Source organism: Actinomadura rugatobispora, assembly GCF_042656285.1.
Lineage (GTDB): Bacteria > Actinomycetota > Actinomycetes > Streptosporangiales > Streptosporangiaceae > Spirillospora > Spirillospora rugatobispora.
On sequence record NZ_JBHSON010000031.1, the window covers coordinates 21,513 to 43,661 of the forward strand.

Below are 22,149 nucleotides of genomic sequence, written 5' to 3' on the forward strand. Positions count from 1 at the left end.
ATGCGCATCGTGATGCCCGCGCCTTCGCCGTGCGAAGCCGCCCGGCAAAGGGGCCGCGGGCCCTCTCGGTGCGCCTCGATTCTTCCTGCCGCGGCTGTGTCGGCCCGGCATCCACTCTGGTAGCCGCGCCCTTGGGGCGTGCGAGACGGATTCGCGTCCCCGGCGCGCCAAGCGGAACTACCTGCCGCCCTACTCGTCCGCGGAAATGCCCGCCCCCTTTCAACAGAACGGGGATGGGCCGACGCCCCGGAAGCCGTTCTAAATCGCCCTTGGGCGACGTGCTCACCAGACCCGCACGATGCGGATCGCCTGAACGCCCCGAGCCGTGAGTCTGGGCCGCGCAGGTCACTGTGACGTCCGCGAGCCGGACGCTCTGAGCAGCGGGGGTCGCGGGGTGCGTCGGTTGCGAGCGGGTTCGATGGGGTGGTCAAGGGCGGTTGCGGGGTCGTCGGGGGCGGTTGCGGGACGGGGTGGTGGCGGGTGGCTCTAGCCTGGTCGTAACCGAGAGCGGGAACGACCTGGTGGGAGGGCGACCGTCGTGGGAGAAGGCCGGCCGATCGGAGTGGGCGCGGGTGATCCGGACGCGACCGGGAGACGGCTGTCGGCCGCGCTGCCCGGGGTGTTCCGCACCGACCTGATGACCCGTACCGCCTACTCCTCGGACGCCTCCGTCTACCGGCAGGTGCCGGTGGCGGTGGCCGAGGCGCGCTCGGCGGACGATCTCGCCCGGATCCTGGAGCTGGCCGCCGCCGAGGGCCTGCCGATCACCGCCCGCGGCGGCGGCACGTCGATCGCCGGGAACGCGGTCGGGCCGGGGATCGTGATCGACACCTCGCGGCGCTTCAACCGGATCCTGTCCATCGACCCCGAGTCCCGCACGGCCGTGGTCGAGCCCGGGGTGGTCCTGGACGATCTTCGCGCGGCGGCGGGCCGGTACGGGCTGACGTTCGGCCCGGACCCCTCCAGCCATTCGCGCTGCACGCTCGGCGGCATGATCGGCAACAACGCCTGCGGTTCGCACAGCGTGGCCTGGGGGATCACCGCGGCCAACGTGACGGCTCTGGAGATGCTGCTGCCGGACGGCCGCGAGCTGTCGGCGGGCCGCGGCGGCAGCGGGGACGCCCGCGTCGACGCCGAGCTGACCCGGCTGCGGGACGCGCATCTGGGGTCGCTGCGCACGGAGCTGGGGCGGTTCAGCCGCCAGGTCGCCGGTTACGGGCTGCATCACCTGCTGCCCGAGAACGGGTTCGACGTGGCCAAGGCGCTGGTCGGCAGCGAGGGGACGTGCGGGCTGGTCACGCGGGCGACGGTACGGCTCGTGCCGGTGCCGAAGGTGCGCGCGCTCGCGGTGATCGGGTTCCCGGACGTCTTCACCGCCGCGGAGCTGGCCCCGTTCGCGGCGCGTGCCGGTGCCCTGACGGTGGAGGGCATGGCGGCCGACCTGCTCACCGCGCTGCGGGCGCAGCCGGGCCGCGCCGATGCCGGGGCGGACCTGCCGCCGGGCGGGGGTTGGCTGTACTGCGAGGTCGGCGGCGACTCGGCCGACGAGGCGCAGGAGGCGGCGCACGGGCTCGTCGAGGCGGTGCGGGGGCGTTTCCCCGGCGCGACGGCCGTGGTCGTGGACGAGCCCGCGCGGATGAGGGCGCTGTGGTGGATCCGTGAGGCCGGGTCGGGGATCGTCACGCGGCTGCCCGAGGGTGGGGAGGCGTGGCCCGGGTGGGAGGACTCGGCCGTACCGCCGGAGCGTCTCGCCGAGTACCTGCGCGGCCTGTACGCGCTGATGCGCGACCACGGCCTGAGAGGGGTCCCCTACGGCCACTTCGGTGAGGGCTGCCTGCACCTGCGCCTGGACTTCGGCCTGGGCGACCCGCGTGGTGTGGCCGGGTTCCGGGAGTTCATGAAGGCGGCCACGGAACTGGTCGTCTCTCACGGTGGAACGGTCTCGGGCGAGCACGGGGACGGCCGGGCCCGTTCGGAGCTGCTGCGCTACATGTACTCGGCGGAGCTTCTGGACGCGTTCAGGGCTTTCAAGGCCATCTTCGACCCGTCGCGCATGCTCAACCCCGGTGTCATCGTCGATCCGGTCCCGATGGACGCCGATCTCAGGCCCGGTCCTGGACGCGACACCCTTTCCGTCACTCCGGTGCACGCTCTCAGCCGGGACAACGGGTCGTTCGCTGCCGCGGTCCACCGTTGCGTGGGCGTGGGGGCGTGCCGCAACCTCGATACAGGGTCGATGTGCCCGTCGTTCAAGGTGACCCGGGACGAGGTGCATTCGACGCGCGGCAGGGCCCGTGCTCTGGCCGAGATGCTGCGCGGTGAGTCGTTGCAGGACGGCTGGCGTTCCACCGAGGTAAGGGACGCCCTGGACCTGTGCCTGTCGTGCAAGGCATGTGCCAGCGACTGCCCGGTGAACGTGGACATGGCCACGTACAAGGCCGAGTTCCTGCACCGCCACTACGCCGGACGCGTGCGTCCCCTGGCGCACTACTCGATGGGCTGGCTGCCCCTGTGGTCGCGTCTGGTGACGGGGGCTCCGGGCCTGGCGCGTTCGGCGAACGCGGCGCTGCGCCTGCGTCCCGTGGCCGCCGCCGCGAAGCGCATGGCGGGCGTGGAGCCGCGCCGCGACATGATCCGGTTCGCCGAGGAGCCCTTGAAGGACTGGTTCCGCAAGAGGCGCAGCGGACGCGACGCCTCCGCCGCGCGTCAGGGCAAGGTCGTGTTGTGGCCGGACACCTTCACCAACTTCCACCAGCCCGAGGTCGGCAAGGCCGCGGTGGAGGTGCTGGAGGCGCTCGGGTACGAGGTGCTGATGCCTCCGGGGCGGGTGTGCTGCGGGCTGACCTGGCATTCGACCGGGCAACTGCGCGTGACGCAGCGCGTCCTGCGGCAGACCCTCGACATCCTGGAGCCCGCGCTCGAAGCCGGACTTCCCGTGGTCGGGCTGGAGCCGTCCTGCACGGTGATGCTGCGGGACGAGGCGACCGAGCTGCTTCCCGACGATCCGCGTGCGAAGCGACTGGCCGCCCGCACCGTGACGCTGGCCGAACTGGTCGCCTCCCACGAGGGCGAGTGGCCGTTCCGGCGGCTGGACGCCGACGCGGTCGCGCAGGTGCACTGCCACCAGGAGGCGAAGGGCTCCTACGGCCCGGATCGCGCCGTCCTGGAGCGCCTCGGCATCGACCCGGACGTCATCGGGGCGGGCTGCTGCGGCCTGGCCGGGAACTTCGGGTTCGAGCCGGGCCACTGGGACGTCTCCCAGGCGTGCGCGGAACGGGAGCTGTACCCGAAGGTGCGCGAGGCGGACGACGACGACCTGATCCTGGCCGACGGCTTCTCCTGCCGCACGCAGATCGCCCAGGGCACCGGCGACAGGGCCCTGCACCTGGCCGAGGTGCTACGCCGGGCGCTCTAGGCGCATTGTCGGAGGGCGTTGGTACGGTCGCGCCATGTCATCGTTCAGCGGATGGGCCGTCGTCGACCTGAAGGACGGGCGGGATCCCGGTGAGTTCGTCCGCGCGCTCGCGGCGGCCCACGATGCGGCGCTCGACGTCGTCGTCGAGGGGGCCAGGGTCTTCGTCTTCGCCGACTTCGGCGTGACGCTGTCGTCGGCGGTGGAGAAGCTGCTGCCCGAGTGGGGCGCGCGGGCGATCGCGGCCTCCGACTTCGACGAGCACGGCGTGACCAACGAGGTCCTCGGCCCGGACGGCGCGGCCGTGCACACCGCCTCGATCGACGAGGAGGGCGGCGGCCTCCCGGAGGACGACACGCCGGAGAGCCGCCGGGCCGCGGCCGCGCTGTTCGGCGTGGAGCCGTCCGCCCTCGACAGGGTGTCGGCGACCTGGAGCGAGGGAGGCGCTCAGCCGTGCGTGCTGGGCGTTCCCTATCTGACCTGGTGGACGGCCCTGGGCGTGCCCTGGCCGCAGCCGTTCGAGTCCATCACGGTCGAACCGGAGAAGGCGTCCGGCTCCTAGGCCGGTCGGCCTCGGCCCACAGGGCGCTGAGGGCCTCGTTGACCAGGGCGGGCTGGTCGACCTGCGGGTAGAAGCCGGGGACGCGCAGGTGCTCGGCGCCGATCTCCTCCGCGATGACCCCGGCCGCGGCCATCAGCGGCTCGCCCGCGTACCTGCGGTAGAGCTCCGGGGCGTCCTCCCAGGTCCCGGTGATGATCAGTGTGGGCCACGGGGCGGTGGCGAGCGGCTCCAGCGGGACGTCGGCGTCCCAGCAGGGGCGCTCGCGCATGGAGGTGCGGGCGGCGCGGAGCCGTTCGGGGGTCATCTCCGGCATCGGGAGCCCGAGGCCCTCGGTGGACGCGCGGACGAACTCCTCCGGCGCCATGCCGGGCGGGGCGCCGTCCGCGTCCCCGGCGGCGCGGGCGGCGCGGGCGCGTTCGAGCATCTCCGCGACGACCGGGTGGCGTTCGGCCGGGCGCATCGCGCCGGGCTGGATCAGCGCCAGCGAGCGGACCAGGCCGGGGCGGCGCGCGGCGGCGAGCATCGCGGCCACGCCCCCGTAGGAGTGGCCGACCAGGTGGGCGCCGCCGTGCCGCTCCAGGAGGCCGGTGATGTCGTCGGCGTCGGCCTCGTAGTCGCTGCGTCCGGTGGCGGTGCCGGGGCTGGCGCCGAAGCCGCGCCGGTCCATCATGAGCAGCCGCCGGTTCCCGGCCAGCGGGCGCTGCGCGCCGAAGCCGTACCGGTCGTCGGTGCCCCAGCTCAGGACGCCGTGCACGAACAGCGCCGGCGGGACGGCGCGCCCGTGTCCGGCGGCGGTGTCGTCCCAGGTGGTGACGTGAACGTGGACCTCGGTCATGGCCGTCCCCTCTCCTTGAACACTGTTTGATTATCCTAAACGATGTTCAAGTGATGGGGGTCAGCGGCCGTCGGCGGCCCGGTAGAGGTCGGTGGTGAGGCCGCCGAGGCCGTCCCGGAGGCCGGAGGGGCGCAGCAGCACGTCGTGCAGGCGCGCCTGGAAGAGGCTGGAGATCTGGTTGTAGTACGGGCTGGCCCCGCGGTTGCGCGCGCCCTCGACGCTCGCCCGGATGATCGGCAGGTGGGACCGCCGCACCGCGGGGTCCTCGTACAGCGCCTTGCGGGCGGGCGCGAATCCGGCTCCCGCGAAGAGCCTCCGCTCGCTCGCCTCGCTGGACAGATAGCGCATGAACCGCAGCGCCGTGGCCCGCCGCCCGGAGCACTGCGAGAGCGCGAGGTTCCAGCCTCCGAGCGCGGACGGCGTCGGCAGCCGGGCCACCCCGACCTTGCCCGCGACCGGGGAGTCGCCCGCGTTCAGAAGCTCGTGGGCGTACGTCCAGTTCCGCATGAACAGGGCGCGGCCGTCCTGGAACGCGCTGCGGGCGCCCTCCTCGTTGAAGCTCAGCGCGTCACGCGGGATCCACCCCTCCTGGACGCCCTGGACCAGCCGGCCGAACCCCTTCCCGATGACCTCCGGCCTGGCGTGCATCTCGCCGTCGGCCCCGATCACCGTGCCGCCGGTGTCCCAGACCGACTCCAGGGTGTTGACCGTGAACCCCTCGTACCGGTCGAGCTGGGTGATGAACCCCTGGAGCTTGTGCCGGGGCGCGACCGTCCTGGCCTGCCGCCGGAGCTCCTCCCAGGTCGTGGGCGGTGCCAGGCCCTCGGCGTCGAGCACGTCCTTGCGGTAGTAGAGGAGGCCGACGTCGGTGCGCAGCGGGACGCCCCACAGCTTGCCCCCGTGGCGCGCGCTGCCCAGGGGCTCGCTCAGGAACGCCCTGCGGTCGATGGCGTTCTCGTCCAACGGGACGATGTAGTTCCAGCGGGCGAACTCGGCCGTCCAGGTGACATCGAGCGCCACCACGTCGTAGCAGGACGGATCGGTCTCCGTCTCGCCGCCGTCCTGGCCGCGCCCGCTCGCCGTCGCCCGCACCGCCGCGGCGTCCTGGGCGCGGGTGACCAGTTGGGCGCGGTGCTCGTCGGACCGCTCGGCGAGCTCCACCATCTCGACGTGCTCCCGGGGATGGGCCTGGTTCCACTGGGCGACCAGCCGCTTGATCTGGGCGCCGCGGCTGCTGTCGCGGCCGTCGGCGAACACGATCGGGCCCGTGCCGTCCAGGTCGGGTTCGTCGCCCATCGTGCACGCGCCGAGCGCGGCCACGGTCAGCAACGCCACCACCGCGGCACGCGAGCGCCCCGCGGGGTCGGGTTCGAGGATCTTCACAGCCGGCGCCTCCTCGGTCAGGGCGGGGTGCCCCACAGGCCGGCGGCGATGCCGTCCAGGGCCCGCCGCATCGCGGTCATTCCGTCGATCTCGTAGCAGGCGCCGCCCGCGGCCTGCGTGACCCGGTCCAGCCCCGCCGCGCAGCTCTCCGGGTGGAACGCGACCACGTACACCCGGACCGGGTCGCCGGAGGAGAGCTCCTCGGCGAGCGCGGCGGCCTCGGCGGCACCGGGGCCGGAGCCGGCACCGTGCGCCAGCATGATCACCGCGCGGGTCGTCTCGTCCGGGTCGGCGTCGTCCTTCCGCATCTCCCGCACCGCGGCGCGGACGGCGGGCAGCAGGCCGGGGGCGCGCCCGGTCGAGGCCAGGTCCCCCAGCCGGCCGGTGAGGTGCTCGATCCGCTCCGGATCCGGCGGCCCCACCGCGACCAGCGAGCGGTGGTCGCCGTCGCCGTCGCCGATCCCGTCGGCGAACTCCCACAGGCCGATCTGGTCGCGGACGCCCATCAGCGGCCGGGCCAGCCCGATCGCGTCGGCCGCCGCGGACACCCGGTCGCCCCCGATGTGCGGGAACGGCGCCGCCATCGAGCGCGACACGTCCACCGCGAACAGCACCCGCGCGGACTTGCGCGCCTTGTTCCACGCGTCCAGGAGCGGCTCGTCGTGCACCTTCTCCGTGAGGTCGAGGCCGGGCAGCAGCGACGGGATCGCGTCCTGCCGCGCCGTGGTGGTGCCCGAGGCGTCGCGGTAGCCGGCGTCCTTCAGCCGCGCCTGCGCGTCGGGCTGCCGCAGCCGCCGGTGGAAGGCGTCGATGACCCGCTGCCGGGCCGCGGCGGGCGGCTGCGCCCGCGTGATCGTGACGAACGGGTGGTCGAACAGCGGCATGCCGTTCCCGGCGTAGAACGGCCGCAGCTCCGGTTGCGCCGACGGCCCGCCGGGGCCGCAGCCGCCACTGCCCAGTGGCGCGTTCCCGCGGTAGTCGATGAGCGACTTCTCCGACACCAGCAGCGCGGTGCGGCGCAGCTCGCCGTCCGGCGGCGACTCGCGCATCGCGCACAGCAGCTTGCCCGGATCGTCGTCCTCCCGCGCGATCGCCTGCTCGACGGTGTGCAGGCGGCTCGCCGCGTCCCCCCTGGTCAGCGCGCTCTCGTTGAGGATGGACGTGCCGAGCGCGGCCTGGTACAGCGCCACCGTGGCGACCAGGCCGACGCTGGACGCGCGCGGGCTCGCACGGCCGAAGGAGTAACCCCGGCCGGGCCAGCCGAGCACGTCGTCCCAGGCGACGGTGTGCCCGGAGAGGCCGAGGTCGTCGGCCATCGCGGCCGGGACGGCCAGCACGAGCCGGGACGTGGCGACCGGCTCCCTGGCCTCCAGGCGCACGGTGCCGATCCGGTTCCGGCGCAGCGCCTCCCGGACCTGCTCCACCTCGAGCGAGGAGTCGGGCAGCCACACGTCCGCCTCGTCCAGGACCTCCTTCGGGTCGCGGGTCAGCCAGCCCTGGTGGAGCGCCTCCCGGGCGCCGCCCGGGTACGAGGCGGACACCACGTTCACATCGGCCCGGCGGCAGCCGTCCGGACCGCGCGTGTCGCGCTCGAACTCCAGCGCCAGCCCCCGGACGATCGCCTCCTTCTCGGTGGAGACCCGCACCTTGACCTGCACGGGCGGCGCGGCGCAGGCCGCCACCGGGGCCTCGCCAGGCGCCGCCGTCAGCGGCACGGCCAGCACCGCCAGCGCCACCGCGGCCCGGACCGGACGGGGCGGCACCGGGAGCCGCCAGGGCCCCTCGGCGGGCGGCGCCGACCGGGGGAACAGCCGCACGTACGCCTCGGGCGCCCCCGCGCCGCGCACCGTCACCACGGTCAGGCTATATTGCCCGAATTGGTGCTTCGGATTCTGGTTGATGACGTTCTTATAGAACCAGTCCGACGCGATGACGCCCAGGTAGGAGCCGGATCCGGCGAAACTCGTCTTGAACTCCGGGGCGTCCAGGAGCCGCGCGGTGTAATCCATCGCATTTCCGCTGACACCCTCGGGATCGAAGTGCACTTCGCCCGCGTGCAGCGCCACCCGCAACCGGATCACCGCGCCTTCCGGAGCGTCGCGGTTGTAGTCCTCCAGCGCGCTTTCCAGCGCGGGAAGAGCGGCCACCAGCCGGTTCTTCGGGACGGACGGCGGCACGAGGCAGAACAGCCCGTCCCCGCGGTCCTCCCGGTGGCGGCCGAAACGGTTGCCATAGATGTACCAAGGCAGCCTGGCACGCCGGAACGCCCTGCGCAGCGCGCGGTACATGCCCGCGCGGGCGTTGTGGCGGTCGAGGTCGGTACGGCTCAGGGCGCTGGAGCCGGCGATGTCGACCCAGAAGATGGCGCGGTGCCGCGGTTCCGTCATGGTGGGGCGGGGAGGGCTCGAAGGGGCGGGCAAATGCACGGATATGCGACGCCCAGGGGGCGGCCCGGGGGTTCGCGGGCCATTGACGCGGAGTGGGCGTCCACGTCAACATAACTTGTTTTCGCCAATGGCACCTCATGAAAATGGGGTGGCGGCGCGCGTTCGGAAGGCGCGCGGGGTGCCGCGGCCGAGGGGACGGACATGGACGAGGATGTGAAGTCGCCGGTCATCACGCATCTGTCGTGGGGGCGCATGGAAATCGAGGGCCTCGGCACCGGCAAGGATTTCAAGCTCTGGCCGGGCGGCGGGCGGCCGTGGGACTGGGACGAGACCGGCACCCGGCACGTCCCCGGCATCCAGGCCGCCGACGTGCGGGAACTGATCGACAAGGGCAGCACGGTCGTCGTGCTCAGCCGGGGCATGGAACTGCGGCTCCAGACCACGGGCGAGGCGCTGCGCGCACTGGAGGCGGCGGGCGTCGCGGTACACGTGGAGGAGACGGGCGCGGCCGTCGAGCTCTACAACCGGCTGGCGCGCGACGGCGACGCGGTCGGCGGCGTCTTCCACTCCACCTGCTGACCGCGCTCCGCGCTCCGGCGGCGGGTCAGGCGTTCTGCTCTACGGGGACGCCTGACTGGACGACCTGGCGCGGGCCGTCCACGTCCCACAGCACCTCGGGCGTCTCCAGCGGGTTCCCGGGGACGATCAGCAGGTCGGCGCGGGCGCCGATCTCGATCCGGCCCAGGTCGGCGCGGTTGATGAGGCTGGCGTTCACCGAGGTCGCCGAGCGCAGGCAGGCCAGTGCCCCGGCGGCCTCGGTCTGCAGGCGCAGCCCGCTGAGCTGGTCGTCCTCCAGGTCGCCCATGAGGTCGGTGCCGAAGCCGACCGGGACGCCGGCCCGGTGGGCGAGCTCGACGGCGTGCTGCCCCGCGTGCAGGACCTCCTGGTTCTTGCCGCGGCCGACGGCCGACAGGCCCACCTCGTCCGCGCGCCGGTTCATCGCGTCGTAGGTGGCCAGGGTCGGCACGAGGTAGGCGTTGTACTGGGCCATCAGCTCGGCGGTGGGCTCGTCCAGCAGGTTGCCGTGCTCGATGGAGCGCACCCCGTTGACCAGCGAGTGCCGGATCGACTCGGGCGAGTAGGAGTGCGCGGCCACGTAGCCGCCGCGGCGGGCGGCCTCGCCGGTCACCGCCTGGATCTCCTCGGGCGAGTACTGCGGCTGCCGGATCGGGTCGGTCGGCGACACCACGCCGCCGGAGGTCATGATCTTGATGGCGTGGGCGCCGCGGCGGAACCGTTCCCGCACCGCGACGCGCAGCGGGTCCACCCCGTCCACGACCTCGTTCATGTGCTGCGCGCACAGGCAGATCTCCAGGTCGGCGGGGCGGCCGTCGCCGTGCCCGCCGGTCTGGCTGAGGGCCGGGCCGGTGTACAGGTAGCGCGGCGCGGCGATCAGCCCGGTGGCGATGGCCTTGGCGAGCCCGGGGTCGCCGCCCGCCACGTCCCGGACGGTGGTGAAGCCGCGGCGCAGCGCCCGGCCCAGCCGCCGCGCCCCGGCCAGCGCGAGGTAGCTGAGCGGGGCGCCGTCGAACTCCAGGCTGTTCAGCGAGATGCCGTAGGCGTGGAAGTGCGCGTCGATCAGTCCGGGCAGGACGGTGCGGCCGCGCGCCTCGATGACCCGCTCCGCCCGGGTCACCCGGTCGCCGATCTCGGTGATCACGCCGTCGTGGACGTGCAGCGACCCCTCCCGCAGTTCCGCCGACCAGCCGTCGAAGATCAGGGCGTCGGTGATGGTCAGGGCGGTCATGCGGTGCCTCCTCGGCGGCGGGGGACGTCCGGCCCGTGCGAGCGCGGCCGGTTCGGGGCGGAAGGCGGCCGGTTCCGGGCGGCGCCGTGCCGTCCCGTCATGGCCGCGGCCCGTCACGGAGGATACGTCCCCGCACGGGGTGTGACCTGGCGCGGCGCTTCTCTCGATGGCCGGCCTCGAACGGCCGCGGCCCTGCTGATCGTTTACAGGCGTGCAACAGGCGCGTAACCCGTGGGGCCGGTGGGCGCGGTGTGATTCCCGGCGTAATCATACAAAAGCCCAGGTCCAGGACGTACTACACGTATCCGGACTTCTGGGCAGGCGCTCGGAGGCGACATGGGACGGGGCATCCGCGGCCGAACCTCGGGAATCGCGGCCTTGGCGGTCATATCCACGCTCTTGGCCACCGGTCCGGCGGCGCACGCCGCCCCGGCACAGGCTCCGGACTGGACGGTCGAGCAGGTCGCGGGCGGCGGCCACCGCATCACCCTGCGGCTGGACGACCCGCTCCCGGTCCGCGACGCCGTCCCCGAACTGGCCGTGGACGGCAGGTCGCTCGGCCCCGCGCAGGAGTCCGCGGACGGCAGGACGCTCACCCTCACCACCGGCGACCCGCGCGCCGCCGCGCCGCGGTCCGTCCAGGTGGCCTGGAACGGCGAGGTCCCCGGCACGACCCCGAGGTCGGCGGCCAAGGCCGTCCCGGCGCCGCAGCCGCCCACCGGCCGGAACGTTCCAGTAGACCCGGGGACGCGCGGCCCCTACGAGATCGAGCGCACCACCTACGACCTCGGCGACACCGCCATCGAGCTCGCCGGGCTCGGCGGGCGCAAGGCGGAGATCCGCGCCGAGGCGTACCTGCCGAAGACCTCGGGGAAGCGGCCGCTCGTCCTGTTCCTGCACGGGCGCCACTCCGCCTGCTTCAACCCCACCACCTGGACCACGTCCAACTCCCAGTGGCCCTGCCCCACCGGGCAGCAGCCCATCGACAGCTTCAAGGGGTACGACGGGCCCGCCGAGGCGCTGGCCAGCCACGGCTACGCGGTCGTGTCCGTCAGCGCCAACGGCGTGAACGCCGCCGACAACCCCTACAGCGAGGACCGCGGCGCCCTCGCCCGCGGCGAGGTCGTGATGCGCCACCTCGACCTCCTCGCCGCCGCCGCGCGCGGCCAGGGCCCGCTGCCCGTCGCGCTCAAGAACCGCATCGACATGGACGACATCGGCCTGATGGGCCACTCGCGCGGCGGCGAGGGCGTGGTCAAGGCCGCGCTGATGAACGACGGCCGCGACCGCCCCTACGGGATCCGGGCGGTGCTGCCGCTCGCACCCACCGACTTCGCCCGCGCAACGCTGCCCAACACGCCGATGGCGGTGATCCTGCCGTACTGCGACGGCGACGTCTCCAACCAGCAGGGCCAGCACTTCTACGACGACACCCGCTACGCCGACGCCAAGGACACCGCGTTCAGGTCGTCGCTGATGATGATGGGCGTCAACCACAACTTCTTCAACACCGAGTGGACCCCGGGCGTCGCCCACGCGCCCGCCAATGACGACTGGTTCAACAACGCCGACCCGGTGTGCGGGAACACGGCGCCGTCCCGGCTGAGCGCCGCCGAGCAGTACGCCACCGGAACCGCGTACATCGCCGGGTTCTTCCGGCTCGTCCAGGGCGGGGAGAGCAAGCTGCTGCCGCTGTTCGACGGGAGCGGCGGAACGGCCGCCTCGGCGGGCCGCACCGTCGTGCACGCCGTCGCCCAGTCGCCCGTCCGCGACCGGGTCGACGTGGCCACCTTCACCTCGCTGCCCCCGTCCGTCCGGATCGAGGGCGCGGCGACCGGGGCCGTCTGCGCGGGCATGCTGGACCGTTCACCGCAGAGCGGGCTCCCGTCGTGCGCCACCACCCTCACCACCTCGCAGGCCCCGTCGTGGACCCCGGCCACCTACGCGCCCAACGTCCCCTCGACCCCGGTGCTGCGCTTCTCCTGGACGGACGAGACCGGCCAGGTCAGGGCCACCGTCCCGGCCGGGTCCAAGAACCTGGGCCGCTACGACGCGCTGACCTTCCGCACCGCCCTGGACGAGACCGCCCCGTCCGCCGACCTGGCCGTCACCGTGACCGACACCAAGGGCGGGTCCCAGACGGTCCGGGTGTCGGAGGTCGGCGACGCGCTCACCCGCTTCCCGGGCACGGCCTCGCCGCTGCCGAAGACCTGGCTGCGCACGGTGCGGATCCCGACGTCGTCCCTGACCGGCGTGAACCTGCGCTCGGTACGGGACGTCCGGATCTCCGGCGCGGGCGGGCCGGGCGCCGTCTACCTGGCCGACCTGGCCTTCTCCGACGCCGAGGCGGGACGCGCGGACCTGGCGGAGCTGCCGCACGTCTCGGTGGAGAGCCGCACCGTCGCCGAGGGCGACGGGCCCGGCACGGCCGCGGTGACGGTGCGGCTGTCGCGCCGCGCCAAGGAGGCGGTGACCGTCCACCTCCAGTCGATCGCGTCCGGGGCCGCGCCGGTGATCGGGCAGGTCGCCGCCGAGGTGGTCGTCCCGGCCGGGGCGTCGTCCGCGACGTTCACGGTCCCGTTGCAGGGGAACACGACGGTGGCGCCGGCCGCGCAGTCGTACCAGATCGTGGCCTCGTCTCCGGAGGGCGCCCTGATCGGCAGCGGTTTCGCCCGGCTGACCGTGACCGACGACGACGTGGCCTGACCGTCCGAGTGCCCGGGGCCCGGCCGCGACGATCCGCGGCCGGGCCCCGCACGCTTCCGGCAGCGGGCGTGCGCGGCAAGGAACGCTGGAGGGTCAGTCGACGAGGGCGCCGCAGGAGATGTTGACCTGGGTGGAGGTCAGGCTCCGGGACTTGTCGGAGGCCAGGAAGACCGCGACGTCGCCGACGTCCTGCAGCGTCGCGGTGCGCTTGAGCAGAGTGTGGTCCACCATCTGCTGCTTGATCTCGTCCGGCATGGCGGGGTCCGGGATCCCGCCGGTGCGCATCGACAGCACCCGGACCTGGTGCGGCCCCAGCTCGCACGCCCACTGCCGCCGCATCGCCTCGACCATGTCGCAGCCGATCTGGACGGTGCCCATCCCCGGCGCGGAGTTGGTGGCGTCGGAGCCGCCGAAGTGCAGGATCACCCCGGAGCCCTGCTTGACCATGTGCCGGGCCGCGGCCTGCGTCGTCAGCAGGAACGAGCGGGCGACCTTCTCCATCGCCCGGCCGAACTCGGCGACCGGCATCTCGATCATCGGCGTGAAGAGGGCGTCCTGGGAGATCAGATTGACCGAGATGTCGATGCTGCCGGCGATCCCCGCGATCGAGTCGACCCAGGTGTTGACGGCGGACTCGTCCAGGGCGTCCACGACGGCGGTCTCGGCCAGCCCGCCCGCGTCCCGGATGTCGGCGGCGACGGCGTCGAGCTTCTCGGCCGTGCGCCCGGCCAGGAAGACCCGCGCCCCCTCGGCGGCGAAGGCCCGTGCCATCGCGCCGCCGATGCCGCCTCCGCCGCCGTAGATCACCGCGGTCTTGTTCTCCAGAAGCATGTCGATCTCCGTTCGTCGTCGTTGGCACGACGCTACGCGCGGCCTGGACGGGCCCGCATCGGACGACCGACGGGTCCAGGAAAAGCACAGGTCAGAGGCGGTTTCGCGGGGAATCCGCGCAGGTCGGCGGGCGGGGGCGCGCACGGATGACCGATACGGCGGTCACAGCCGCAACCGGCCCAGCTCCATGCGCCGCGTGACACCGATCTTCGGGAACGCCTTGTAGAGGTGGTGGCCGACCGTGCGCGGACTGAGGTAGAGCTGCGCGCCGATCTCGCGGTTGCTGTAACCGGCCGCGGCGAGCCGGACGACCTGGAGCTCCTGCGGGGTGAGGCGCTTGAGGAGGTCCGCGTCCTGCGCCCGTGCGACCGGGCGGTCGCCGAGCACCTCAAGCTCGGCCCCGGCCCGCTCGGCCCACCGCTCGGCGCCGAGACGGGCGAACGTGTCCCGCGCCCGGGTCAGCTGCTCGCGCGCCTCCGTCCTGCGCCGCCGCCGCCGCAGCCACTCCCCGTACAGCAGGCCGGTGCGGGCCGCGTCGCACCCGCGGTCGCCGCCGGCCTGCTCATGGAGTTCCAGCGCGGCGCGGTAGTGCCCGCCGGGCTCGTCGCCCTCGGCGAGCAGGGCGCGGCAGCGCAGCGCCAGGGCGGCGGCGGTCGGCCCGTCCGCGTGGCCCGCCCACTCCAGGAACGCGGGCAGGTACGTCCGGGCCCGGTCGCTCGCCCGGCCCGCCGCCCGTACCGCGGCCTCCACCTGGTCCGGGACGGCCCGGACCAGCAGATCGTGCCGGGCCGGACCCGAGCACACCGCCCCCAGGCGTTCCAGCGCCGCCTCCGCCCGCCCCTCGGCGAGATCGAGCAGGCCCAGGCCCCAGGACGCGAGCGCGGCGTTGACCGGGTGGAGATCGGCGTGCTCCAGGACCTCGCCCGCCAGGGACCGGCACCGGCACGCGTCCCCGGTCACCGCCTCCAGCCGGGCCGCGATGCCCTTCAGCACGGTGACCTGCATGTCCATGCCGATGTCGGTGGCCAGCGACACGCCCTCGGCCAGCGCCGCCTCCGCCCCGCGGAAGTCGCCGCGCAGCAGCCGCGCGATCGCCAGCGGCTCCAGCGCGTACGGGAGCCAGCCGAGCGCCCCCTCCGCCCGCGCGTCGGCGGCCGCCGCCTCCAGCACCTCCGCCGCGGCCTCGTCGTCGGCCACCAGCAGCCCCATCAACACGGCGATCAGCCGTTGCACCAGGTCGTCCACGGTCCCGGCGCGCGCGGCCTCCACCAGCGCCCGCATCGGCGGGACCACCTCGCCCGCCGCGCCCTCGGCGAACCGCCCGTAGGCGACCAGCCCATCCACGACCGGGACGAGGGCCGAGCCGGGCGGCAGCACCACCGACGCGAGCCGGTCGACGCCGCGTCCCAGGAGGTCGCGCGCGCACGCGTCCCGGGCGCACCACATCGCCTCGGTCAGCATCGACACCGCCCGTTCCGGGTCGGACGAGGCGATCAGCTCGGCGCCCTCCAGCGCCAGCGCGGCGTCCGCCGCCGGCGAGGTCCGCTCGTACTCCACCTGGGCGCGGACATAGAGGGCCTCGGCCGCGACGGCCGGCTCGCGGGTGAGGGACGCGGCCTCGGCGGCCAGCCGCGTCGCCCGGTCCGGCTGCCCGGCGTCGTAGGCGGCCCGCGCCGCGCTGGCGATCCGGCGGGCCCGGCCCTCCCGGTCGACGCTGAGCCGGGCGGCGCGCTCGTACGCGGCGGCGACCGCGGCCGACCCGCCCCGTTGCCCGGCCCGCCGCGCGGCCCGCTCCAGCTCCGCCGCCACCGCCTCGTCGGGACCGGCGGCCGCCGCGGCCAGGTGCCAGGCCCGCCGGTCGGCGTGCGCGGGCCCGGTCAGCGTGGCGGCGAGCGCGTCGTGGACGGCGATCCGCTGGTGGTGCGCGGCGTCCTGGTAGGTGACGGCGCGGATCAGCGGATGCCGGAACCGCACCTCCTCCCCGGACGCGCCGAGCACCACCAGCCGGGCCTCCTCGGCCGGTCCGAGGTCGGCCGCCGCCAGCCCCAGCACGCTCGCGGCGCGCAGCACGACGCCCAGATCGGCGGTGCCGTCGGCCGCCACGACCAGGAGCAGCAGCCGGGTCGCCGGCGGCATCTCCTTGAGCTGCAGCCGGAACGCCTCCTGGACCCGGCCGCCGACCCGCAGCGGCCCCACCCGGCCGGCCGCGTCGGTCCGGCCGGCGGCCTCCTCGGCGGCGAGCACGGCGGCCAGCTCGATGAGGGCCAGCGGGTTGCCGCCCGCCTCGTCCAGGAGCCGCTCGCGGGCCGGGACGGTCAGCCGCGTCCCGGCGTCGTGCGCGTCCAGCAGCTCGGCCGCGGCGGGACGGTCGAGGCCGCCGAGCGGGAGCGCCTCGATGCCCGGGACGGGGAACGGCCGCGCGCCGTCCCGGACCGCGAAGATCATCACGAGGGGGTCGGCGGCGCCGAGCCTGCGGGCGGCGAAGAACAGCGCGTCGGCCGAGGCCCGGTCCAGCCACTGCGCGTCGTCCACCAGGCACAGCAGCGGCCGCTCCCCGGCCAGCTCGGACAGCAGCGTGAGGGTGGCGGCGCCGATCAGGAACCGGTCGTGCACCGGAGCCTCCGCCAGGCCGAACGCCGACCGCAGCGCGGCGGCCTGCTGCGCCGGCAGCGTGCCGAAGCGGTCGGCGAACGGGTGCAGCATCATGTGCAGGCCGCCGAACGGCAGCTCGGTCTCGGACTCGATCCCCATCCCGCGCACGACCCGCACGCCCTCGCCGGCTCCGCCCGCGGCGGCGTGGTCCAGCAGGCTCGTCTTGCCCATGCCCGCCTCGCCGCGGATCACCAGCGCGCCGCCGCGCCCCGCGCGGACGTCCGCGAGCGCGAGCGCGATGCGCTCCAGCTCACGGCCGCGCCCCACCAGCACGCGGCCAGGTTAGCAACCGCGGCCCGGCCCGAACGGAGCAGTCATGACATGTCCTGACTTTGTCAGGGATGACCTAAAAGGGGAGGTCAGTGGACCCGGTGGACCGATCTTCTAGCCAACAATCCAGATTGACTAACTAGGGAATAGGTGCGATCCTGGCGGTCATGCGGCCGTGCCTTCCTCTCTGGTCACGCCTGCACGTCGACTTCCGGCGGCAGGCCAGCGATCTGTGTCGCCGCGCCCGTCCCTAGACCCACGACGAGGCGCACGAACGACGAAGGCAAGGAACCCGAACCGATGACGCTGAGCACACCCGCGTCCGCCCTGGCCGTCCCCGCCGAGAAGGCGACCGACCTGGCCACGACCGCGAGCGCGCTGGCCGCCGCTCCCGACGACTGGCTGCTCCGGGTCCGGCTGAGCCCGCACGGACGCTGGTACGAGCGGCTGCACAACGACGGCGAGACCGAGATCTGGCTGATCAGCTGGCTGCCCGGCCAGACCACCGGGCTGCACGACCACGGCGGCTCGCGCGGCGCGTTCGCGGTCGCGCTGGGCGCCCTGGAGGAGCACGACCTCGGCGGCAGCCGCCAGGTCACCATGGGGCAGACCCGGGCGTTCGGGGCCGAGTACATTCACGAGGTGCGCAACACCTCCACCGCCCCGGCGGTCAGCGTCCACGTGTACTCGCCGCCGCTGAGCACGATGAACCGCTACGAGCTCGACGGCTCCGGCGAGCTGGTCCGGCTCGTCGAGGAGAAGGCCGAGCAGTGGTGACCGGACGCCCGGCCGGGGCGCGCTCCATCGACGAGATGCTCGCCGGCGCGCGCTCCCGGCTGGAACGCCTGGACCCCGGCCGGGCCCATGCCGAGTCGCTCGACGGCGCGCTGCTGGTCGACATCCGCCCCGCGGCGCAGCGGGCCGCGGAAGGAGAGATCCCCGGCGCGCTCGTCATCGAGCGCAACGTGCTGGAATGGCGCTTCGACCCCGCGTCCGAGGCGCGCATCCCCGAGGCCACCGGCTACGACGTGCGCGTCATCGTCTTCTGCTCGGAGGGCTACACCTCCAGCCTCGCCGCGGCCTCCCTGCACGACCTGGGGCTGACCCGTGCGACCGACCTCGCGGGCGGCTTCAAGGCCTGGCAGGCCGCCGGCCTCCCCACAGGCTGACCGCCCCGGGCGCTTCATCCGTGCGGCAGGAACCGCCCGAACCGTCCGCGGTGGTAGAGGAGCGGGCGGCCGGGCGCGACCAGTTCCGTGCCGGTCACCAGGCCCACGACGAGGAAGTGGTCGCCGATCTCCAGGGTGGTGTGCGGCAGGCACAGCACGTGTGCGCAGACGTCGTCCAGGAGCGGCGTGCCGTGCTCGTCCAGGCGCCAGGCGGTGGGCTCGGCGAACCGGTCGACGCCCTTGCGGGCGAAGCGCGCCGCCAGTTCCGCCTGGTCGCCCCCCAGGATGTTGACGCCGAAGCGCTCGGCGTTGCGGAGGGACGCCCAGGTGGTCGAGGAACGGTCCACATAGAACGAGACCAGCGGCGGGTCCAGGCTGACCGAGGAGAACGAGGTCGCCGTCAGCCCCACCGGCTCGCCCTCGGACGATCCGGTGATGATGACGACCCCGGCCGCGTGCAGGGCCAGCGCCTGGCGGTAACGCGCGGGGTCGACCGCCTGGCTCGGCAGGATCTCGGTCACAGTGATGTCCCTCCGTACGGGCAGGTGGGATGGCGGGCGCGACATGGGGGCCGGGGCTGAGCAGTCGAACACGCCCACATAGATGCAAACACGACATCCCATCTAAGTCAATATTGCCTACCAGTTAACTAGGAAATAGTGTCCGTCCTCACTCCTCCGACCAGCGGCTCGGCGTCAGGGGGCGGTGCGGAGCCGGCGGGTGAGGTGGTGGGCCGCCGTGTGGGTCAGGGCCGGCGCGGCGCCCGCCAGGGCGAGGCTCTGGACCGCGTCGGACGCAGCAGCCCGGCCCGGTGGAGCCGGCGGCGCGCCCACGGCATGGACGGGACGACCGCCAACGGCGTCGCGACCGACCCGTGCGCGGCAGGGTTGAGGACCTGTGGACAGCCGTTGGCGGTCAAGGACGATCTTGCGGTGTTGCCCCTGGCCGGCTGGAGGTCTGTGACGTCCTACCTCCCTCCGGGTTCTCGGCGGGGCGTTCGGTGCTTGGTCGACGGTTCGGCGGCGGGCGTCGTGTGCCGCGCAGCCCCTAGGTGACAGATACCTGGCATGTCAGACCAGGTCAGATGCCATTTGATGGCTTTCCGTATCCGTTTGATTACGCTGGTTGTGGCGGCTGGGTGAAGCCGAGGGGCCGTGGCCGGCCGCCGATCACCACGGCCTTCCCCCGGTGCCGGCGCGCCGTCCCCCGACGGCACCCGCACCGGACCGAGAGGAGCACGATGTCCGTCTTCCAGACCGGCCAGATCCCCCACGGGTTCGCCTTCACCGAGAACGGCGCCCTCATCCACTACAAGTACGCCATCGTCCTGGCCATCCCCCAGGCCAACCAGGGCAACTGGCTGGGCGACGGCTACGTCAGCTTCGGCAGCGACTTCGGCGACGTGCGACTCAGGATGGCCGTCCACAACGGCACCAGCTGGACCAGCGTCAAGACCATCACCGTCACCAGCAGCGGCCTGCGCGTCGGCGAGCAGCTACCCGCCGGGTCGCAGAAGGTCAGCGTCGGCCGCGCGAAGGCCGGCCCCAACGACACCGCAGACGACATCCCCGCGAGCTGGCTGCTGGAATACCAGACCTGACCTCCGGCCCCGATAGCTCGACTTGTCGCGGGTTCGCATCCGGTGCGGGGTTCTCGCACCGAATGCGAACCCGCGGTCGTTCAGGGCGAGGTTCTTCAGGGAGGCCGCCCCCAAGGACAGGGGCCAGATGGAACAGATCAGCTGTCCGGTCCCCTCAACCGAATCTCCCCAGGTCAACGCTCCGCAGGCGATTCTCGCGCCGGTTCGGCCCCGAGCGCCCGCGGCGGCCTGCCGCCGAAACCCGGGCCACGGAGCGGAATGGAAGCCTGCGCAGTCCGTGGCAGAGGGTCACGGCCCTTTGAGTAGGGCGAACCCCTCAAATCCATCTCAGCGCCAACGGCTGTCTCAACTCCGCACCCGCGCACGATGGTGGCCTGGGCCGGATGCGCCACGCCGTGCAAACCGGCCTGGTAGGCGGGCGAGCGCCCGCCGGTGCGGTGCCCCCGTCGGCGGCCGCCGACGGGCACCAGGACGCCCATCCCCGCCGCCGCGACCGCGAACCGGACGCCGCCGATCGACTCCAACTGCCGCCAGAGCCGTTCCGGCACGAGAGCATGCGCCCAGCGCGGCAGCATGGCAGCCTCCTCGGCGTCGTGCAGCGCCCAGGCGGCCGGCGGTCCCAGGAGCGTGCCCGCGCCGACGCGCTCGCGGCTCGGTTCCGCCATGAGGACGCGGTCTGCCGGACGGGCCGCCCGCCTCCGCGAGCGGCCCGGTGCCGTCAGGGGGAGCGGTCCAGGGTGGGCGCGGTCTCCCAGGCCGGATCGCTCCAGAACTCCATCAGTTCCTCCGCGGTGAGCTCCTCGACCGGCACCTGCGGCAGTTGCCGGCCGGTGTGCAAGGACCAGGTCGCCACCAGCAGGAAGGCCAAGTACTCGTCGTCGCTGTGCGGGAGGTTCATCGCCACCTGACCTCTGTAGGTGTCCTCGGCCTCGGCTCGGGAGCATGCCGCCGGCCCGCCACGTCCCAGTACGCCACATCCGTGGCGGTCAGTGGGCGCGGAATCCATGTATCGGATCGGAGTGGAACAAGATGGTACGTCCGGACCTGGCTCCCCCATAAAAACGGACGTAATTCAACAATCACCCCTAATGTGGAAAACTCCGAGACGAATTCGGTTTCGATGGTAGCCGGTCTCCGCAGTCCACTTCTATGTCGTTCTGCCGCGTTCTGATCCGGGGTCATCGGGTCGTGATCGACGATGTGGAACGATTCGGAAGGCCGTGTCGATACCGTGCGGGTCATCGGTTTGACACCATTCACTCCGTGCAGGCGAGCGGTCGCCCGGTGCTGATGATCGGTCAGGTGCGTCGATGATCCATAACCCTCCCGACGAGCTCGATGAGTTCGTCCAGGACCTCATCGAGCTGCGCGAGGCGTGCGGTTCACCGAGCCTGCGCGACCTGGCGTCGTTCTCCCGGAAGGCGCAGGCCCGGCACGCGAACGAGCTGGCGGGGCTGCAGGAGCTGTCGGCCACCGCGATCAGCGACGTCCTGGCCCGCCGCCGCAAACGCCCGCCCGCGTGGAGCTGGGTCGCCTCCTACGTCCTGGCCTGCCAGTCCTACGCGCGGGGCAGCGGGGCCTGGCCGGAGGACCCGGGCCTCGGCAGCCTGCCGGGCTGGCACCGGCGCTACCGCGCCGTCCGGGCGGCGACCCTGCCGCTGGCGGTCCTGGACGAGGCCTTGATCGGCGCATCGATGTCGGCCTTGATCGAAAGCCTCACCGCCGAATTGGATTCCGGTTCGGCAGAAGAAGATGTCGAGAGCCGACCGGAGACGGCTCATGATCTTCCGGGCCCGGAACCCGGCGAGGATTCTGCACGTGCAAAACCGACCGAGCGGTCGCCCAGCAGCCGAAGCGATCGCCGCGTCCAGCCGCCTCCCACCGCCGAAGCAAAGTGGCTCCCGCCCCGTGAAGAGAACAAACCCGAGGCCGTTGATGAGGCGAGACGCGGGCCGTATCTCGTGGACGACTGGACGGCCGGGGGCGCGCTGGAGTCCATGACCGGACGGCGCTACCGGGCGCTGTTCGGCGTCCACGGCCTCGACCTCCTCAACGCCGCCGAGGCGGGGGACATGGACGCCGCGTGCAGGCTCGGGCTGCTCCTGCTGTGCGAGCGGCGGACCGCCGAGGGCATCGCCTGGCTGGAGTCGGCCGCGGCGGCGGGTGACGTCGTGGCCGAGGTCTTCGTGCACGCCGACCCGGTCTGGCGCACCCGACTGGCGGCGCAGCTCGCCTACGAACTCACCCTGCCCGGGTACGGCGACGCGTGGCGCCGGGACGACGGCCGCCCGACCGGTGCGGAGACCTACTACCGCAGCGCCTCCCGTACCGGGCATCCCGGCGCCACGTACCACCTGGCCCTCATGTTCCGGGCCCGCGGCGACGACCTCACCGCGCTCCACCTCTTCAGCAGGGCCAGCCAGCTCGTAAAAGCCGCACAGACCCGCGCCAAACCCGAAGCGGACAACTAATCACCCCGCGGCCCGCTGGTCCGGCCCGTGGGTGGGCGGTTGGACGTGTGGGCAGCGGCCGGAT

The 22,149-nt window shown here is 73.4% G+C and carries 16 protein-coding genes; 8 read left to right on the top strand and 8 right to left on the bottom strand.

What is annotated here, in order from left to right:
- The first annotated feature begins 538 nt into the window (after positions 1 to 538).
- Both ACFPZN_RS22270 and ACFPZN_RS22275 read left to right on the top strand, forming a co-directional pair.
- Positions 539 to 3,415 (top strand): FAD-binding and (Fe-S)-binding domain-containing protein, encoded by a 2,877-nt coding sequence (locus tag ACFPZN_RS22270; protein WP_378284012.1) that lies wholly within the window; start codon positions 539 to 541, stop codon positions 3,413 to 3,415.
- Positions 3,416 to 3,449: 34 nt separating this feature from the next.
- Entirely contained in the window at positions 3,450 to 3,974 is a 525-nt protein-coding gene (locus ACFPZN_RS22275) for a hypothetical protein (RefSeq protein WP_378284013.1), read from the top strand.
- Here ACFPZN_RS22275 and ACFPZN_RS22280 read toward each other — a convergent pair.
- Genes ACFPZN_RS22280 through ACFPZN_RS22290 form a run of 3 tightly spaced genes read right to left on the bottom strand, consistent with a single transcriptional unit; the run spans position 3,940 to position 8,579 of the window.
- Positions 3,940 to 4,809, bottom strand: coding sequence for an alpha/beta fold hydrolase (locus ACFPZN_RS22280; RefSeq protein WP_378284014.1), 870 nt, complete (start codon positions 4,807 to 4,809; stop codon positions 3,940 to 3,942). The genes ACFPZN_RS22275 and ACFPZN_RS22280 overlap by 35 nt on opposite strands.
- Before the next feature lie 60 nt (positions 4,810 to 4,869).
- A complete protein-coding gene (locus ACFPZN_RS22285) occupies positions 4,870 to 6,192 on the bottom strand; it encodes an ABC transporter substrate-binding protein (protein ID WP_378284015.1) in 1,323 nt (440 codons plus the stop codon).
- A 17-nt stretch (positions 6,193 to 6,209) separates the two neighbouring features.
- A complete protein-coding gene (locus ACFPZN_RS22290; protein WP_378284016.1) occupies positions 6,210 to 8,579 on the bottom strand; it encodes a substrate-binding domain-containing protein in 2,370 nt (789 codons plus the stop codon).
- 201 nt (positions 8,580 to 8,780) lie between these two features.
- Here ACFPZN_RS22290 and ACFPZN_RS22295 point away from each other — a divergent pair, with 201 nt between their 5' ends.
- On the top strand, positions 8,781 to 9,158 hold the full coding sequence (locus ACFPZN_RS22295; RefSeq protein WP_378284017.1) for an Mth938-like domain-containing protein: 378 nt from the start codon (positions 8,781 to 8,783) through the stop codon (positions 9,156 to 9,158).
- Between the two features lie 25 nt (positions 9,159 to 9,183).
- Here the strand turns inward: ACFPZN_RS22295 and ACFPZN_RS22300 are convergent, their stop codons facing one another.
- Entirely contained in the window at positions 9,184 to 10,386 is a 1,203-nt protein-coding gene (locus ACFPZN_RS22300) for a metal-dependent hydrolase family protein (protein WP_378284019.1), read from the bottom strand.
- 399 nt (positions 10,387 to 10,785) lie between these two features.
- Between ACFPZN_RS22300 and ACFPZN_RS22305 the strand changes: the two genes are divergently transcribed.
- A complete protein-coding gene (locus ACFPZN_RS22305; protein ID WP_378284020.1) occupies positions 10,786 to 13,092 on the top strand; it encodes an alpha/beta hydrolase family protein in 2,307 nt (768 codons plus the stop codon).
- A gap of 93 nt (positions 13,093 to 13,185) precedes the next feature.
- On the opposite strand, the gene ACFPZN_RS22310 is transcribed toward ACFPZN_RS22305, so the two are convergent.
- Both ACFPZN_RS22310 and ACFPZN_RS22315 read right to left on the bottom strand, forming a co-directional pair.
- Positions 13,186 to 13,923, bottom strand: a complete 738-nt coding sequence (locus tag ACFPZN_RS22310; RefSeq protein WP_378284021.1) for an SDR family NAD(P)-dependent oxidoreductase — start codon at positions 13,921 to 13,923, stop codon at positions 13,186 to 13,188.
- A gap of 162 nt (positions 13,924 to 14,085) precedes the next feature.
- Positions 14,086 to 16,848 (bottom strand): ATP-binding protein, encoded by a 2,763-nt coding sequence (locus tag ACFPZN_RS22315; protein ID WP_378284022.1) that lies wholly within the window; start codon positions 16,846 to 16,848, stop codon positions 14,086 to 14,088.
- A 297-nt stretch (positions 16,849 to 17,145) separates the two neighbouring features.
- Here ACFPZN_RS22315 and ACFPZN_RS22320 point away from each other — a divergent pair, with 297 nt between their 5' ends.
- A complete protein-coding gene (locus ACFPZN_RS22320) occupies positions 17,146 to 17,622 on the top strand; it encodes a cysteine dioxygenase (RefSeq protein ID WP_378284023.1) in 477 nt (158 codons plus the stop codon).
- Positions 17,619 to 18,014 carry a rhodanese-like domain-containing protein gene (locus ACFPZN_RS22325; protein ID WP_464043951.1) on the top strand — a complete coding sequence of 132 codons (396 nt, stop codon included), beginning with the start codon at positions 17,619 to 17,621 and terminating at the stop codon, positions 18,012 to 18,014. The genes ACFPZN_RS22320 and ACFPZN_RS22325 overlap by 4 nt, the downstream gene beginning before the upstream one ends.
- 14 nt (positions 18,015 to 18,028) lie before the next feature.
- Here ACFPZN_RS22325 and ACFPZN_RS22330 read toward each other — a convergent pair whose 3' ends face one another.
- Positions 18,029 to 18,535 (bottom strand): flavin reductase family protein, encoded by a 507-nt coding sequence (locus ACFPZN_RS22330; RefSeq protein WP_378284024.1) that lies wholly within the window; start codon positions 18,533 to 18,535, stop codon positions 18,029 to 18,031.
- A 719-nt stretch (positions 18,536 to 19,254) separates the two neighbouring features.
- Between ACFPZN_RS22330 and ACFPZN_RS22335 the strand changes: the two genes are divergently transcribed.
- Positions 19,255 to 19,614: a hypothetical protein gene (locus ACFPZN_RS22335; RefSeq protein ID WP_378284025.1), complete on the top strand. Its 360-nt coding sequence runs from the start codon at positions 19,255 to 19,257 to the stop codon at positions 19,612 to 19,614.
- Between the two features lie 718 nt (positions 19,615 to 20,332).
- Here the strand turns inward: ACFPZN_RS22335 and ACFPZN_RS22340 are convergent.
- Positions 20,333 to 20,518, bottom strand: coding sequence for a hypothetical protein (locus ACFPZN_RS22340; RefSeq protein WP_378284026.1), 186 nt, complete (start codon positions 20,516 to 20,518; stop codon positions 20,333 to 20,335).
- 406 nt (positions 20,519 to 20,924) lie between these two features.
- Here ACFPZN_RS22340 and ACFPZN_RS22345 point away from each other — a divergent pair, with 406 nt between their 5' ends.
- Entirely contained in the window at positions 20,925 to 22,085 is a 1,161-nt protein-coding gene (locus ACFPZN_RS22345; protein WP_378284027.1) for an SEL1-like repeat protein, read from the top strand.
- Positions 22,086 to 22,149: the final 64 nt, after the last annotated feature.

Coding starts and splice junctions, on each gene's coding strand:
- ACFPZN_RS22275 (WP_378284013.1), top strand. CDS start 3,450: ATGTCATCGTTCAGCGGATGGGCCGTCGTCGACCTGAAGGACGGGCGG.
- ACFPZN_RS22280 (WP_378284014.1), bottom strand. CDS start 4,809: ATGACCGAGGTCCACGTTCACGTCACCACCTGGGACGACACCGCCGCC.
- ACFPZN_RS22290 (WP_378284016.1), bottom strand. CDS start 8,579: ATGACGGAACCGCGGCACCGCGCCATCTTCTGGGTCGACATCGCCGGC.
- ACFPZN_RS22295 (WP_378284017.1), top strand. CDS start 8,781: ATGGACGAGGATGTGAAGTCGCCGGTCATCACGCATCTGTCGTGGGGG.
- ACFPZN_RS22300 (WP_378284019.1), bottom strand. CDS start 10,386: ATGACCGCCCTGACCATCACCGACGCCCTGATCTTCGACGGCTGGTCG.
- ACFPZN_RS22310 (WP_378284021.1), bottom strand. CDS start 13,923: ATGCTTCTGGAGAACAAGACCGCGGTGATCTACGGCGGCGGAGGCGGC.
- ACFPZN_RS22320 (WP_378284023.1), top strand. CDS start 17,146: ATGACGCTGAGCACACCCGCGTCCGCCCTGGCCGTCCCCGCCGAGAAG.
- ACFPZN_RS22335 (WP_378284025.1), top strand. CDS start 19,255: ATGTCCGTCTTCCAGACCGGCCAGATCCCCCACGGGTTCGCCTTCACC.
- ACFPZN_RS22345 (WP_378284027.1), top strand. CDS start 20,925: ATGATCCATAACCCTCCCGACGAGCTCGATGAGTTCGTCCAGGACCTC.